We start from the raw sequence: 13791 nt of genomic DNA on the forward strand, positions 1-13791 counted from the left end.
TGGTCACGCTAGTGGTGGTCGGCCGGTGCGGGCTTCTCGATTCCTGATCGGTCGGGTCGCCTGTTTGGTCAGGCACGGGGGTGGTTCGGCGGTGTCGGGTGCGTGGCGGGCGCGGTAGGCGCTGGGTGGTTCGCCGACGAGTTCGGTGAACCGGGTGCTGAAGGTGCCCAGGGACTGGCAGCCGACGGCGAAACAGACATCGGTGACGCTGAGGTCGCCGCGGCGCAGCAGGGCCATGGCGCGTTCGATGCGGCGGGTCATGAGGTACGCGTACGGGGATTCGCCGTAGGTCTGGCGGAACTGGCGGCTGAGGTGGCCGGCGGACATGTGCTCGCCGCGGGCGAGGGCTTCGACGTCGAGGGGTTTGGCGTACTCGCGGTCGATGCGGTCGCGGACGCGGCGCAGCCGGGTCAGGTCGCGCAGGCGTTGGGCGAACGCGGGGTCGTCGGTGGCCGGGTGCGGTGGCACGTCCGCATCTTGCCTGCTGGGCGGTGGTGTCGTCCACCTGTTCGAGCGGCGAGTCGCCGCCCGGGTGCACCCGCGGCCCGGGGGCACCCGGGCGGCGGTCAGCGCAGCCGTCGGGCGGTGAAGCGGGTGGGTGGGTCGGCGATGGCGTCCTGGGTGGCGACGAGTTGCAGCTCGCGGGTGCCGGCTTCGAGGGTCGCCTCGAGTACCGCGTAGATCGAGTTGGTGGTGCGTTCCAGCGCGGTCTGCGGTGAGCCGGTGGTGGCGAGGTGGGCGAGGTAGAGGGCGGCGGTGACGTCGCCGCCGCCGTTGGGGGCGATCGGCAGCAGCGGGGTGGTGACGGCCCAGGCGCCGTCGTCGGAGACGGCGACTACCTCCAGGTGGCCGGCGGGCAGGTCGCCGTGCAGGACGCTGGTGACCAGGACGTGCCGGGGGCCGGTGGCGCGGACGGCGTCGACGGCGGCGAGCAGGTCGTCGAGGGTGTCGGTGGTGCGGCCGGCGAGGAACTCCAGCTCGAACTGGTTGGGGGTGACGATGTCGGCGCGGGGGACGACGGTGTCGCGCAGGTATTCGGGGATGCCGGGGCGGACGAACATGCCGCGGCCGACGTCGCCCATGACCGGGTCGCAGCAGTAGAGGGCGGCCGGGTTGGCGGCCTTGACGCGGGCGACGGCGTCGAGGATGACCGCGCCGACGGCGGGGTCGCCCTGGTAGCCGGAGAGGACGGCGTCGGCGGTGCCGAGCACGCTGCGGTCCTCGATGCCGGCGATGACGTCGGCGACGTCGGTGGGGGCGAGCAGCGGGCCGCGCCAGGCGCCGTAGCCGGTGTGGTTGGAGAAGTGCACGGTCAGGACCGGCCAGACCTCGTGTCGGAGGCGTTGCAGTGGGAACACGGCGGCGGAGTTGCCGACGTGACCGTAGGCGACCGACGACTGGATGGACAGGATCTTCACCTGCTCATGGTCGCATCCCGGACGGGGTGTGACGGGTGGTGGTGGCGTGATGACGGGTGGCTGCGGCGGTGACCGTTCGGCTCAGCGTTTCGACCGCCGGGCGCGGGGCGGGTTTGGGCGCAGCGTGCGGTGGGGGCATGAACCGGGTGTTCTCGCCATCTGGACGGAGGAAGCAAGGATGCTTTCCGCACTCGATCGTCGACACACCGTCGCGCCGCCGGGGTACAGCCGCTGGCTGATTCCCCCGGCGGCGCTGGCGATCCATCTGTGCATCGGGCAGGTCTACGCCACGAGCGTGTACAAGAACTCCCTGATCGCGCACTTCGACACCGGTCAGACGGCGATCGGGGTGATCTTCAGCATCGCGATCGTGATGCTGGGGTTGTCGGCCGCGGTGGCCGGTACGTGGGTGGAGGCGAACGGGCCGCGTAAGGCGATGTTCGTCTCGGCGTGTTTCTGGGCGGCGGGGTTCCTGGTCGGGGCGCTGGGCATCGCGATCGGGCAGCTGTGGCTGCTGTATCTGGGGTACGGGGTGCTGGGCGGCATCGGTCTGGGGATCGGGTACATCTCCCCCGTCTCCACGTTGATCAAGTGGTTCCCGGACCGCCCGGGTCTGGCGACCGGGTTGGCGATCATGGGGTTCGGTGGTGGGGCGATGGTGGCCTCTCCCCTGTCCCGGCAGCTGCTGTCGTTCTACGACGCCGGTTACGACCCGTCCGACAGCGGTTCCACCGCGTCGGGGTCGGCGTTGGTGTGGTTGTTCGTGACGCTCGGCGTCGGCTACTTCGTGATCATGATGTTCGGGGTGTTCAACGTGCGGGTGCCCGCGCCGGACTGGCGGCCGGCCGGGTTCGACCCGGCCCGGGTGGCGGAGAAGCCGCTGGTGACGACCGCGAACGTGTCGGCTGCCAACGCGGTGAGGACGCGGTCGTTCTGGCTGCTGTGGGTGGTGCTGTTCTGCAACGTGACGGCGGGCATCGGGATCCTGGAGCAGGCCAGCCCGATGATCCAGGACTTCTTCCGCGAGGGCGGCACCTCGGCGGTGTCGGTGGCGGCGGCCGGCGGGTTCGTGGGGCTGCTGTCGCTGTTCAACATGGCGGGCCGGTTCGTGTGGTCGTCCACGTCGGACGTGATCGGCCGCAAGCCGATCTACGTGGTGTACCTGGGTGTGGGCATGGTGCTGTACCTGCTGCTGGCGCTGGTGGGGCAGACCGCGACGGCGTTGTTCGTGCTGCTGGCCTGCGTGATCCTGTCGTTCTACGGTGGCGGGTTCGCCACCGTGCCGGCGTACCTGCGGGACCTGTTCGGCACGTTCGAGGTGGGCGCGATCCACGGCCGGCTGCTGACCGCGTGGTCGGCGGCGGGCGTGGCCGGGCCGCTGATCGTCAACGCGTTCCTCGACGCGCAGGGCGAGCCGGGCACGTTGACCGCGGCGGCGTACCGGCCGGCGTTGTTCACGATGGTCGGCGTGCTGGCGGTGGGTCTGGTGGCGAACCTGCTGGTGCGGCCGGTGCCGCAGCGCTATCACGAGCCGGCGCCGGGCCGGGACGAAGCGGGGCAGGGGCAGCCGGTGACGGCGGAGAGGAGCGGATCGTGAACGAGCGGACCGGAGGCGGGCAGCGGGCCCGCCTGGTGGTGTCGTGGCTGGTGGTGTCGGCGCTGCTGGGCTACGGCGTGGTGCAGACGGTGATCACGGCGGCGAAGCTGTTCACCCAGTAGAAGACGCGACGCGGCGGCCCGGGGGTGGAGATCCCCGGGCCGCCGCCGGGTCAGAGACCGCCGCCGACGCGCAGGACCGCGCCCGTGGTGTACGAGGCGTCCGGGCCGAGCAGGTACGCGATCGCGCCGGCGACCTCCTCGGGTTCCCCGGAGCGGCCCATCGGGATTCGGGCGGCGGCGGTGTCGGGACGGTCGGGCACCCCGGAGCGGGCGTGGATGGTGGTGCGGATGATCCCGGGGGCGACGGCGTTGACGCGGATGCCCCGCGGCGCGAGTTCCTTCGCGAGCCCGACGGTGAGCGTGTCGGTGGCGGCCTTGACGGCGGCGTAGTGGATGTACTCGCCGGGTGAGCCGAGCGTCGCGGCCACTGAGGAGACGTTGACGATGGCGCCGCCGCGGGTGAGCCGCCGGGCCGCCTGCTGGGCGCACAGGACGTACCCGATGAGGTTGACGTCGACGACCTCGCGCAGGTCGTCGACGCGCAGGTCGGTGAACGGGCCGATCGGGCTGGTGACGCCGGCGTTGTTGACCAGGCCGGTGAGCGGGCCGAGCCGGTCGGCGGCGTCGAAGATGCGCCGTACCTCGTCGAGGTCGGTGGTGTCGGCGGCGACGGTGACCGCGCGGCGGCCGGCGGCGCGCACGTCGGCGGCCACCGCCTCGGCGGCGGTGTGGTCGGCGCGGTAGCCGATGACCAGGTCGTGGCCCTCAGTGGCGAGCCGGCGGGCGGTGGCCGCGCCGATGCCGCGTCCTCCCCCGGTGATGATGGTGACGGAGGTCAATGCCCTTCTCCCCTGCCTTGCGGTGAGGGCGACGTTACCGTGGGCGGGACCATCCGGGGTGGAGAGGACTGTCACATGGGGCGCGCGTTGGTGCTGGGTGGTGGCGGGGTGACCGGGGTGGCCTGGGAGCTGGGTCTGCTGGCCGGGCTGGCCGGCCACGGCCTGCGGCTGGACGAGGCGGACCTGGTGGTGGGCACGTCGGCCGGGTCGGTGGTCGGGGCGCAGGTGCGCTCGGGTACGCCGCCGGCGCAGTTGTACGAGGCGCAGCTGCGGCCGCCCCGCGACGAGGTGCCGGCCCGGCTCGGGACGGGGGTGCTGCTGCGCTGGGCGTGGGCCGGCGGTCGGGGCCGGGACGCGGCGCGGGCCCGGGCACGCATCGGCGCGATGGCGTTGTCGGCGCGTACCCCGTCGGAGCAGTCGCGGCGGGCGGTGATCGCGGCCCGGCTGCCGTCGCCGGACTGGCCGGCGGCGCGGCTGCTGGTCACCGCCGTGGACGCGGCCTCCGGCGAGTTCGTGGTGTTCGACGCGGACAGCGGGGTGCCGCTGGTGGACGCGGTCGGCGCCAGTTGCGCGGTGCCGGGGGTGTGGCCGCCGGTGACCGTCGGTGACCGGCGCTACGTCGACGGTGGGGTCCGCTCGCCGGTGAACGCGGATCTGGCGGCCGGCTGCGATCGGGTGGTGGTGCTGGCGCCGACGCGTGCCGCGGTCGGGCCGATGCCGCGGCTGTCGGCGCAGGTGGCGGCGTTGCGGGAGGCGGGGGCGCGGGTGGCTGTGGTGTCGCCGGACCGGGCGGCGCGGACGGCGATCGGCCGCAACGTGCTGGACCCGGCGCGGCGGGCGGCGTCGGCGCGGGCCGGGTTCGCGCAGGCCGAGGCGGTGGCCGACGAGGTCGCGGCGGTGTGGCGCTGACGCGGGGGCTCAGGTGCCGCCGGTCAGGCGGGCCAGGCGCCGGTTGAGGTAGCGCTGTTCGGGCAGGCTGCCGGTGAGCCGGGCGGCCAGCCGGTAGTGCTCGGCGGCGGCCTGCGCGTCGCCGTCGAGTTCCAGCAGGTGGGCGCGGACGGCGTGCAGACGGTGGTGGCCGCGCGTCGCCGGGTCGGCCAGCAGCGGATCGAGCAGCGCCAGTCCGAGGTCGGGGCCGTGCGCCATGGCCACGGCGACCGCCTGGTTGAGCGTGACGAACGGGCTGGGAGCGACCTGGCTCAGCATGTCGTAGAGGATGCTGATCTGGAGCCAGTCGGTGTCCGGGAAGGCCGGCGCCTCGGCGTGGACGGCGGCGATGGCCGCCTGGAGCTGGTAGCGGCCCACCGGGCCGTGGGGCAGGGCCCGGGCGAGCAGCGTGACGCCCTCGTCGATGAGGTCGCGGTGCCAGCGGGAGCGGTCCTGGTCGGCGAGCGGCACGAGGTCACCGGCGGCGTCGGTGCGGGCCGGCGACCGGGCGTGGGTGAGCAGCATCAGCGCCAGCGCGCCGGTGACCTCGTGGTGGTCGGGCAGCGCGGCGTGGACCTGCCGGGTCAGCCGGATCGCCTCCTCGGCGAGTTCGACGTCGAGGAGCTGGTCACCGGAGGTTCGGGTGTAGCCCTCGCTGAACACCAGGTGGCACACGTCGAGCACGGCGGCCACCCGGGCGGGCAGCGCGTCCGGTGGCGGCATGGTGAACCGGGCGCCGGCCTCGCGCAGCGTCGCGCGGGCCCGGCTCAGCCGCTGGGTCATGGTCCGGGCCGGCACCAGGTAGGCGGCGGCGATCTGCTCCACCCGCAGTCCCGCCACCGCGCGCAGGGTCAGCGCGACCTGTGAGGGGCGGCTCAGCGCCGGGTGGCAGCACAGGAACAGCAGCCGCAACGTGTCGTCGGCGCCGGTCACGGGCATGTCGTCGACGGGCGGCACGACGTCGGCGCCGGGTTGCCGTGCCGCGTCGAGCCGCTCGCGGCGGGTGCGGGCCGCGTCGGCGCGCATCCGGTCGATCAGCCGCCGCGAGGCGACCCGGATGAGCCAGGCCCGGGGGTCGTCGGGCACGCCGGTGAGCGGCCACCGGCCGGCGGCGGCCTCCGCCGCGTCCTGCACGGCGTCGTCGCAGGCGTCGGGGTGCCCGTAGCGGCGCAGCAGCGCGGCGCGGACGTGCGGCGCCTCCCGGCGCCACACGTCCGCGAGGGCGGCCGCGTTACTGATCGGACCCGCCCGGCCACATCAGGGGCCGCAGCTCGACGGTCTCCCCCGGGCCGGTGAACTTGGCGGCGACGGCCTCGGCGCGGGGCTGGTCCTCCACGTCGATGAGGAAGAAGCCGGCGAGGTGCTCCTTGGCTTCGGAGTACGGGCCGTCGGTCGCCAGCGGCGCGCCGTCGCTCCACCGGTAGAGCCGGGCGGTGCGGGGGTCGGCGAGCGCCTCGCCGCCGATCAGTTCGCCGTTGGCGTGCAGCTCGGTCATCACCTGTTCGAAGTCGGCGTTGAGCCGTTCGCGTACCTCGTCGGGCAGCTCCTGGTGGGCGGCGAGGTATTCCGAGGTGGGGTGGCCCCAGGGCTCCGGGTTGGAGTGGATCATGATTACGTACTTCACTGTCGGTCCTTCGCGTCGTGCGGCGGTGCCTTCCCGCCGCTCGCCGGGTACGTCGGAGCGGGATCGCCGATGTCTACATATCCTCGCCTCATGAGTGACGCGGTGGGTGTCGGTGACCTGGTCGAGGATTTCACGCTGCCGGACGAGACGGACACGCCACGGCGGCTGTCGGAGTTCCTGGCCGCCGGTCCGGTGGTGCTGTTCTTCTACCCGGCGGCGATGACGCGGGGCTGCACGGCGGAGAGCTGCCACTTCCGGGACCTGGCGGCGGAGTTCGCGGCGGTGGGCGCGCAGCGGGTGGGGATCAGCCGGGATCCGGTGCAGCGGCAGGCGGAGTTCTCCCGCCGGCACGGGTTCGACTATCCGCTGCTGTCCGACGTCGACGGCGAGGTGGCGCGGGCGTTCGGGGTGCGGCGGCGGCTGCCGCTGGGCGCGCTGAGCACCCGGCGGATGACGTTCGTGATCGGCACCGACCGGCGGGTGCTGGCAGTGGTGCACAGCGAGCTGAGCATGAACGAGCACGCCGACACGGCGCTGCGGGCCCTCGGGGGCTGATCATCGCGGTGTCGCAGCCAGCTGGTATCAAGGCTGCGTCAAACAGGTGTACGGAAGAGGGCGTGATGGCGGGTCAGGGTTTGTCCACTGACGAGATTCAGGGAATCCGGGAGGCCCTTGCGGCGGGCCGCAAGCCCCGGGTGGTGTTCACCGAGGCGGCCGGGCAGATGGCCGGGCAGCTCGGGCAGGTGGTGGAGCTGACCGACCCGGCGGCGTCGGAGGAGTTCGTGGTGGTGCGTTTCGGCCGCGACGAGCTGCCCTTCTCCCCCGCCGACGTGGCGATCGCCCCCAAGGGCGCCGGGCGGCGTCCGGCCGCCGAGGCGAAGCCGGAACCGGAGCAGCCGCCGGCGGCGCCGGAGCCTGCGTTCGTGCTGGACACGCCGCGGGTGCCCGCGCCGCGGCGGGAGGAGCCGAAGACCGAGCAGCCCCCGGCGGAGCCGAAACCGGCGAAGCGGGCGGTGAAGGCCGCCAAGCCGAAGACCCCGCCGGGGCTGACTGTGACGCTGGCCTACGCCGAGGGCGAGTGGACCGTGGCCGCGCAGCAGGGCACGAAGGCGCTGGCCCGGCCGTACGTGGTGAAGCCGGCCGAGGCGCTGCGGATGGTGGCGCTTGTCGACGTGCCAGGGGTGCAGGAGGCGGTGGAGCAGATCCTGGCCGCCGAGCGGGCCGAGGCCGAGCAGCAGGCGGAGAAGCTGCGCGCCGAGCTGGCCGAGATCGAGGCGCGGCTGGCGGAGCTGCGCGAGGCGCGCTGAACGCCCCGCGGGGCCGGTGCGACCCCCTCGCACCGGCCCCGCGCCCCTGCGCCCACAGGTCGATCAGTGTTGCGGGATGTTCTGTACCCCGATCCGGCGGCGGAACACCCAGTACGTCCAACCCTGGTACGCGAGCACGATCGGCGTGAAGATCACCGCCACCCAGGTCATGATCTTCAAGGTGTACGGGGTGGACGCGGCGTTGGTGGCCGTCAGCGTGCCGGCCGCGTCGAGGGTGGACGGCATCACGTTCGGGAACAGCGCGGCGAACAGCGTCGCCACGGCCAGCGCGATCGCCACCGCCGTACCGGTGAACGCCCAGCCCTCCCGGCGTACCTTGGCCGCGGCCAGACCGCCGAGCAGCGCGAGGGCGGCGCCGACGGCGAACACGACGGCGGCGGCGCTGGAACGGATGGTCAGCGTCCAGCTCAGGAACACCACGGCGGCAACGGCGGTGCCGACGCCGAGCTTCACCGCGAGCGCGCCGGCGCGCTCGCGGATGTCGCCGGTGGTCTTGAGCGCCAGGAACACCGCGCCGTGGGTGAGGAACAGTCCCAGCGTGGTCAGGCCGCCGAGCAGCGCGTACGGGTTGAGCAGGTCGAACAGGCCGCCGACGTACTCGTGGTCGGCGTCCAGCGGCACGCCCCGGAAGATGTTGGCGAACGCCACGCCCCACAGCACGGCCGGAATCGCCGAGCCCCAGAAGATGGCCTGGTCCCAGCGGCGCTTCCAGGACGCCTCGGACCGCTTGTGGCGGTACTCGAAGGCGACGCCACGGGCGATCAGGGCCAGCAGGATGAGCAGCAGCGGCAGGTAGAAGCCGGAGAACAGGGTGGCGTACCACTCGGGGAAGGCGGCGAACATGGCGCCGCCGGCGGTGATCAGCCACACCTCGTTGCCGTCCCAGACCGGGCCGATGGTGTTGATCAGGACGCGGCGCTGCCGGTCGTCGCGGCCGAGCACCGGCAGCAGCATCCCGACGCCGAAGTCGAAGCCTTCGAGGATGAAGTAGCCGGTGAAGAGCACGGCCACGAGGAGAAACCAGACGGTCGTCAGTTCCACGGTTGGGCTCCGGGGTGTCAGTAGGCGAACGCCAGCGGGCGCTCGGCGTCGTCGGTGTCGTCGTCGGTCTGCGGGGTGACGTCCGGTACGCCGGCGCGGGCGTAGCGGACCAGCAGTTTGAACTCGACCACCGCGAGGACGGCGTAGATGAGCGTGAACGCGGTGAAGGAGGTGAGCACCTCGGTCAGGGAGACGCTGCGGGACACGCCGTCACGGGTGAGCATCTCGCCGAAGACGATCCACGGCTGGCGGCCCATCTCGGTGAAGATCCAGCCGAAGGAGTTGGCCAGCAGCGGCAGCACGGGCATGACCAGGCCGGCGCGCAGCAGCCACTTGCTGGTGGGGGTGCGGCCCTTGCGCTGGCTCCAGAGCACCAGCAGCGCGATCGCGGCGGCGGCCAGCCCGAAGGCGATCATGAAGCGGAAGCTCCAGTAGGTGACCGGGATGATCGGGGCGTAGTTGCCGGGGCCGTACTGGCTGGCGTACTGGGCCTGCAGGTCGTTGATGCCCTGCACGGTGCCGTTGGGGTCGCCGGTGCCGAGGAACGACAGCAGGTACGGGATCTTGATGGCGAACAGCTCGCGGCTGCCGTCCAGGCTGCCGACGGTGAGCACGGAGAACGAGGCGGGGCTCTCGGTGGTGTAGAGGCCCTCGGCGGCGGCCATCTTCATCGGCTGCACCTCGGTCATGATCTTGCCCTGGATGTCGCCGGTGAGCACGACCAGCGCCGAGGAGATCAGGACGACCCAGGAGCCGAGCTTGGTGGCGAAGCGGTACGCGCCGGTGTCGGCGCTGTCGCGGTTGCGCATCACGTGCCACAGGCCGACTGTGACCATCAGCGACCCGGCGACCAGGAACGCGCCGGCCAGGGTGTGCGGGAAGGTGACCAGGGCGACCTTGTTGGTGAGCACGGCGACGAAGTCGGTCAGCTCGGCGCGGCCGCTCTCCGGGTTGATCCGGAAGCCCACCGGGTTCTGCATGAACGAGTTCGCGGCGAGGATGAAGTACGCCGACAGGTTGGTGCCGATCGCGGCGGCCCAGATCGCGGCCAGGTGCAGGCGCTTGGGCAGCCGGTCCCAGCCGAAGATCCACAGGCCGATGAACGTGGATTCGAGGAAGAACGCCACGAGGGCCTCGATGGCCAGCGGCGCGCCGAAGATGTCGCCGACGAAGCGGGAGTAGTCGCTCCAGTTCATGCCGAACTGGAACTCCTGCACGATGCCGGTGACCACACCCATCGCGAAGTTGATCAGGAACAGCTTGCCGTAGAACTTGGTGAGTTTGAGGTACCGCTCGTTGCCGGTGCGGTGCCACATGGTCTGGAGGATCGCCACCAGCACGGACAGGCCGATGGTCAACGGCACGAACAAGAAGTGGTAGACGGTGGTGACACCGAACTGCCAGCGGGCGACGTCCAACGCGTCCACCTGAAAACCCCCAGCTGTGCCTACTACGAGACGTAGTAGATACTACTCGTCGTCGTAGAGAAAGCAGCAGGGCCGCAGGGCCCCACCCGGCCCGGGACCAATGACCCTGATCACCCTTGCCGGAGGACCTGCGGTCGGAGGGATCACCCGTGCCGGAGGACCTGCGGTCGGAGGGATCACCCGTGCCGGAGGACCCCACCGGGTCCCGGAGCCACCCCGGCGCGTGCGACCATCCAGCACTGATGAACAGCACTCCCTGGCGCGCGCCGCTGCTGTGGCGTGGCGCGCAGACGCTCGCCCGCGCCGTCGTCGGGCTGGTCGGCCGGCTGGAGGTCACCGGCGACGTGCCCGACGCACTGCGCCACGGCCCGCTGGTCCTGGCCGCCAACCACATCAGCCCGTTCGACCCGGTCGTGCTCGCCGCCGCCTGCCGGATCCGGCGCGTCGCGCCCCGGATCATGGCCACCGGCGGGCTGTTCCGCGCCCCGGTGATCGGGACACTGATGCGCCGCGCCGGGCACATCCGCGTCGACCGGGGCACCGCCGCGGTGCACCGGTCACTGGAGGTCGCCGCCGAGGCCGTGGCCGGCGGCTCGGTGGTGGTGGTCTACCTGGAGGGACGCATCGGGCTCGACCCGGGCATGTGGCCCGAGCGAGGCAAGACCGGCGCCGCCCGGCTCGCGTTCGCCAGCGGCGCCGCCGTGGTCCCGGTCGCGCAGTGGGGCTCGCACGAGGTGCTGCCCTACCGGGCGCCCAAGGGAATGGTCGGAGCGGTGGCGCGCGCCGTCGTCCGCCGGCCCGCCATCCGGGTGCACTTCGGCGCCCCGGTGCCGCTGGACGACCTGCGGTCCGGCTCCCCCGGCGCGGCCCGGCAGGCCACCGACCGGATCATCGACGCGATCACCGACGACCTGGTGGCGCTGCGCCCCGACGAGCCCGATCGGCCCCGGCACGTCGACCCCGGCCGCCCGGTGGACGACAGTCGCGCGCACCGCCGCCGTACCGGCTGACGCATCCCGGCAGCGGTGGCGGGTATCAAGCCGCGCACCCCGTACGCGGAGAGGACCCGGTCATGACCGACGTTCGAGCACTCGTTCTCAACTGCACCCTGAAGCGTTCCCCGGCGACGTCCAGTTCACAGGTGCTCGGTCAGGAGGTGCTCGACGCGCTGGCCGACCAGGGCGTCGACGGCGAGATCGTCCGGGTGGTCGACCACGACGTGCGCTTCGGGGTCTCCGTCGACGAGGGCGACGGCGACGGCTGGCCCGCCATCCGCGCCAAACTGCTCGCCGCCCAGATCCTGATCGTCGCCACGCCGATCTGGCTCGGCCAGCCCTCGTCGGTGACCAAGATGGTCCTCGAACGGCTGGACGCCGAGCTGTCCGAGACCGACGACCAGGGCCGCCTGCGGACGTACGGCAAGGTCGGCGGGGTGGCAGTGGTCGGCAACGAGGACGGCGCGCACCACACCATCGCCGAGGTGCAGCAGGCGCTCAACGAGGTGGGGTTCACCTGTCCGGCCGCCGGGGCCACCTACTGGGTCGGGGAGGCGCTGCACAAGACCGACTACGTCGACGCCCGCCCCAAACCCGACACGACCGGCCGCACCACCGCCGCGCTGGCGCTCAACAGCGCCCACCTGGCCCGGCTGCTCGCGGAGCGGCCCTACCCGCCGCCCGGGACCCGTGACGCGGGCGTCGGGCCCAGCAGCCAGCCCGGCTGACCCCGCGGCCCACCGCTCGGCGCCGCCGCCGATCTTGCACTTGCTGCCCGGGCAAACCAGACAAACCGCCCCTGACGAGGGCCGCAAGTGCAAGATCGGCGAGGTGGGGTGGGGTAGGGCGCGACCCGGGGTGGATCAGGGGGTGGGGCGCAGCCGGGCGTCGAGGGCGGCCAGGTCCGGCACGAACCACACCTGGTCGTGCCGGTTCGACTCGGCCACCAGCGCGCGCAGCGCGCCGCTGCGCTCCAGGTGGGCGGAGATGTCGCCGACGATCGCCAGGCGCAGCCGGTAGTTGACGAACTTCTGCATCACGTCACCGGCGAAGCGGGTGCCGAGCGTGAAGAAGTCGGGGTCGAGCCGCTGCGCGGGCACCGCCACCACAGTCGCGCCGAGGAACGCCGCGCCGATCAGGTCCAGCGCGTCGCGCTCGGTGGCGATCGGCGGGCCGTCCGGGTCGCAGACCAGCACCTGCTCGCCGGCGCGCTCCTGCATCTGGTCAGCCACGGCCGCGCTCCCCACCGCCGAGCAGGCCGTTGCCGCCGTCGAGCACCCCGTCGAGCAGGCGCAGCAGGTCGGCGGTGGCGGTGAGGTCGCCCAGGATCATGATGGTCATGCGGTGCCGCTCCTCGTCGTGGACCGTCTGCACCCGCAGCGGACGATCCGGGTCGTGGTGGGTGTTCACGCCGGCCAGCACCAGCGTGCCGAGCCGGTCGGCGGCGGCCCGGTCGACGCCGTCGAGCCGTACGACGCTCGACACCTCCGCCCCCGGCGCTGAGGGCGGCGCGGGCCGGCCGGTCAGCGCGTCCAGGTCCGCGCGGGCGATCCGGTACTGCTTGCCGATCCGCGTCGCCCGCAGCCGCCCGGAGCGGATGTAGCCGCGCACGGTGCGCACGTGCAGGCCGAGGAGGTCGGCGACCTGCTCCACCGAGTACATGTCGTTACTCATCGCACCCTATCCTAGCGGCGACAGGGAACGATAGGTAATTTCATCGCCCGGCCATGTGCGCGCCACCCGAGCCGGGCATACTGCCCGCGTGCAGCCCCGTCACGGCTACCTCGACGCGCCCGCGCCGCTGGCGTTCGCCCACCGCGGCGGCGCGGCCGACGGCGACGAGAACACCGCCGCCGCGTTCGCCCGTGCCGTCGCCCTCGGCTACCGGTACGTGGAGACCGACGTGCACGCCACCGCCGACGGCGTACCGGTGGTCTTCCACGACCCGACGCTGCGCCGGGTCACCGGCGAGCCGGGCCGCATCGCGGACCTGCGCTGGGCCGACCTGTCCTCGGTACGCGTCGGCGGCGCCGCCCTGGTGCCCCGCCTGGACGAGGTGCTCGGCGCCTGGCCGCAGGTGCGGTTCAACATCGACGTGAAGTCCGACGGGGGCGTCGAGCCCACTGTCGACACGGTCACCCGGGCCGGCGCGGGCGAGCGGGTGCTGCTCGCCTCGTTCAGCGACGCCCGGCTGTCCAGGCTGCGGGCCCTGGCCGGGCCGAAGGCCGCCACCAGCCTCGGCATGCGCGGCGTGGCCCGGCTGCGACTCGCCTCGCTGCACGGACGGCCCCTGCGGCTGCCCCCGTCCGTGGTCGCCGCGCAGGTGCCGGTCTCCTTCGGGCGGGTGCCGGTGGTCGATCGGCGGTTCCTCGCGTACTGCCACCGGATCGGGTTGCAGGTGCACGTCTGGACGATCGACGAACCCGCCCAGATGCACCACTTACTTGATCTTGGTGTGGATGGCATCATGACCGATCACGTCAGCGTGCTCCGTGACGTCTATCGCAGTCGCGGCCACTGGGCCGCCTGAGCC

The 13791-nt window shown here is 72.8% G+C and carries 17 protein-coding genes; 8 read left to right on the forward strand and 9 right to left on the reverse strand.

What is annotated here, in order from left to right:
- Positions 1 to 3 precede the first annotated feature (3 nt).
- Positions 4 to 468, reverse strand: coding sequence for a helix-turn-helix transcriptional regulator (locus Q3W68_RS18010; protein ID WP_013286348.1), 465 nt, complete (start codon positions 466 to 468; stop codon positions 4 to 6).
- A 98-nt stretch (positions 469 to 566) separates the two neighbouring features.
- Positions 567 to 1418 (reverse strand): pyridoxal kinase PdxY, encoded by an 852-nt coding sequence (gene pdxY, locus Q3W68_RS18015; protein ID WP_302906533.1) that lies wholly within the window; start codon positions 1416 to 1418, stop codon positions 567 to 569.
- Between the two features lie 178 nt (positions 1419 to 1596).
- Between pdxY and Q3W68_RS18020 the strand changes: the two genes are divergently transcribed.
- Together Q3W68_RS18020 and Q3W68_RS18025 are read left to right on the forward strand one after the other, a co-directional pair.
- Entirely contained in the window at positions 1597 to 3015 is a 1419-nt protein-coding gene (locus Q3W68_RS18020; RefSeq protein WP_302906534.1) for an OFA family MFS transporter, read from the forward strand.
- Positions 3012 to 3137 (forward strand): hypothetical protein, encoded by a 126-nt coding sequence (locus Q3W68_RS18025; RefSeq protein WP_302906535.1) that lies wholly within the window; start codon positions 3012 to 3014, stop codon positions 3135 to 3137. The genes Q3W68_RS18020 and Q3W68_RS18025 overlap by 4 nt, the downstream gene beginning before the upstream one ends.
- A gap of 50 nt (positions 3138 to 3187) precedes the next feature.
- Here the strand turns inward: Q3W68_RS18025 and Q3W68_RS18030 are convergent, their stop codons facing one another.
- A complete protein-coding gene (locus Q3W68_RS18030) occupies positions 3188 to 3916 on the reverse strand; it encodes an SDR family NAD(P)-dependent oxidoreductase (protein WP_302906536.1) in 729 nt (242 codons plus the stop codon).
- Positions 3917 to 3991: 75 nt separating this feature from the next.
- On the opposite strand from Q3W68_RS18030, the gene Q3W68_RS18035 reads away from it, so the two are divergent.
- A complete protein-coding gene (locus Q3W68_RS18035; RefSeq protein ID WP_302906537.1) occupies positions 3992 to 4825 on the forward strand; it encodes a patatin-like phospholipase family protein in 834 nt (277 codons plus the stop codon).
- Positions 4826 to 4834: 9 nt separating this feature from the next.
- Here the strand turns inward: Q3W68_RS18035 and Q3W68_RS18040 are convergent, their stop codons facing one another.
- Complete coding sequence (locus Q3W68_RS18040; protein WP_302906538.1) at positions 4835 to 6055, reverse strand: RNA polymerase sigma factor; 1221 nt, start codon at positions 6053 to 6055, stop codon at positions 4835 to 4837.
- Positions 6056 to 6074: 19 nt separating this feature from the next.
- Positions 6075 to 6467: a YciI family protein gene (locus Q3W68_RS18045; protein ID WP_302906539.1), complete on the reverse strand. Its 393-nt coding sequence runs from the start codon at positions 6465 to 6467 to the stop codon at positions 6075 to 6077.
- Between the two features lie 90 nt (positions 6468 to 6557).
- On the opposite strand from Q3W68_RS18045, the gene Q3W68_RS18050 reads away from it, so the two are divergent.
- Together Q3W68_RS18050 and Q3W68_RS18055 are read left to right on the forward strand one after the other, a co-directional pair.
- Positions 6558 to 7022, forward strand: a complete 465-nt coding sequence (locus Q3W68_RS18050; RefSeq protein WP_302906540.1) for a peroxiredoxin — start codon at positions 6558 to 6560, stop codon at positions 7020 to 7022.
- Positions 7023 to 7087: 65 nt separating this feature from the next.
- Positions 7088 to 7774, forward strand: a complete 687-nt coding sequence (locus tag Q3W68_RS18055; RefSeq protein WP_128136881.1) for a hypothetical protein — start codon at positions 7088 to 7090, stop codon at positions 7772 to 7774.
- Positions 7775 to 7837: 63 nt separating this feature from the next.
- Here Q3W68_RS18055 and cydB read toward each other — a convergent pair whose 3' ends face one another.
- Together cydB and Q3W68_RS18065 are read right to left on the reverse strand one after the other, a co-directional pair.
- The gene (cydB, locus tag Q3W68_RS18060; protein ID WP_302906541.1) at positions 7838 to 8836 is read right to left on the reverse strand and encodes a cytochrome d ubiquinol oxidase subunit II; all 999 of its coding nucleotides are present in this window, start codon (positions 8834 to 8836) and stop codon (positions 7838 to 7840) included.
- Positions 8837 to 8853: 17 nt separating this feature from the next.
- The gene (locus Q3W68_RS18065; RefSeq protein ID WP_302906542.1) at positions 8854 to 10263 is read right to left on the reverse strand and encodes a cytochrome ubiquinol oxidase subunit I; all 1410 of its coding nucleotides are present in this window, start codon (positions 10261 to 10263) and stop codon (positions 8854 to 8856) included.
- 242 nt (positions 10264 to 10505) lie between these two features.
- Between Q3W68_RS18065 and Q3W68_RS18070 the strand changes: the two genes are divergently transcribed.
- Together Q3W68_RS18070 and Q3W68_RS18075 are read left to right on the forward strand one after the other, a co-directional pair.
- A complete protein-coding gene (locus tag Q3W68_RS18070; protein WP_302906543.1) occupies positions 10506 to 11273 on the forward strand; it encodes a 1-acyl-sn-glycerol-3-phosphate acyltransferase in 768 nt (255 codons plus the stop codon).
- Between the two features lie 62 nt (positions 11274 to 11335).
- Positions 11336 to 11986, forward strand: coding sequence for a flavodoxin family protein (locus tag Q3W68_RS18075; protein WP_302906544.1), 651 nt, complete (start codon positions 11336 to 11338; stop codon positions 11984 to 11986).
- Positions 11987 to 12121: 135 nt separating this feature from the next.
- On the opposite strand, the gene Q3W68_RS18080 is transcribed toward Q3W68_RS18075, so the two are convergent.
- The gene (locus Q3W68_RS18080; protein ID WP_302906545.1) at positions 12122 to 12490 is read right to left on the reverse strand and encodes a DUF4180 domain-containing protein; all 369 of its coding nucleotides are present in this window, start codon (positions 12488 to 12490) and stop codon (positions 12122 to 12124) included.
- Positions 12483 to 12932, reverse strand: coding sequence for a helix-turn-helix domain-containing protein (locus tag Q3W68_RS18085; protein WP_302906546.1), 450 nt, complete (start codon positions 12930 to 12932; stop codon positions 12483 to 12485). The genes Q3W68_RS18080 and Q3W68_RS18085 overlap by 8 nt, the downstream gene beginning before the upstream one ends.
- A gap of 88 nt (positions 12933 to 13020) precedes the next feature.
- Between Q3W68_RS18085 and Q3W68_RS18090 the strand changes: the two genes are divergently transcribed.
- Entirely contained in the window at positions 13021 to 13788 is a 768-nt protein-coding gene (locus Q3W68_RS18090) for a glycerophosphodiester phosphodiesterase (protein ID WP_302906547.1), read from the forward strand.
- Positions 13789 to 13791: the final 3 nt, after the last annotated feature.

This window comes from Micromonospora sp. C28ISP2-4 (genome assembly GCF_030519385.1).
GTDB lineage: Bacteria > Actinomycetota > Actinomycetes > Mycobacteriales > Micromonosporaceae > Micromonospora > Micromonospora tulbaghiae.

Excerpts from the sequence above, each read along its gene's own strand:
- Q3W68_RS18020 (WP_302906534.1), top strand. The coding sequence starts at position 1,597 with ATGCTTTCCGCACTCGATCGTCGACACACCGTCGCGCCGCCGGGGTAC.
- Q3W68_RS18035 (WP_302906537.1), top strand. The coding sequence starts at position 3,992 with ATGGGGCGCGCGTTGGTGCTGGGTGGTGGCGGGGTGACCGGGGTGGCC.
- Q3W68_RS18050 (WP_302906540.1), top strand. The coding sequence starts at position 6,558 with ATGAGTGACGCGGTGGGTGTCGGTGACCTGGTCGAGGATTTCACGCTG.
- Q3W68_RS18055 (WP_128136881.1), top strand. The coding sequence starts at position 7,088 with ATGGCGGGTCAGGGTTTGTCCACTGACGAGATTCAGGGAATCCGGGAG.
- Q3W68_RS18070 (WP_302906543.1), top strand. The coding sequence starts at position 10,506 with ATGAACAGCACTCCCTGGCGCGCGCCGCTGCTGTGGCGTGGCGCGCAG.
- Q3W68_RS18075 (WP_302906544.1), top strand. The coding sequence starts at position 11,336 with ATGACCGACGTTCGAGCACTCGTTCTCAACTGCACCCTGAAGCGTTCC.
- Q3W68_RS18085 (WP_302906546.1), bottom strand. The coding sequence starts at position 12,932 with ATGAGTAACGACATGTACTCGGTGGAGCAGGTCGCCGACCTCCTCGGC.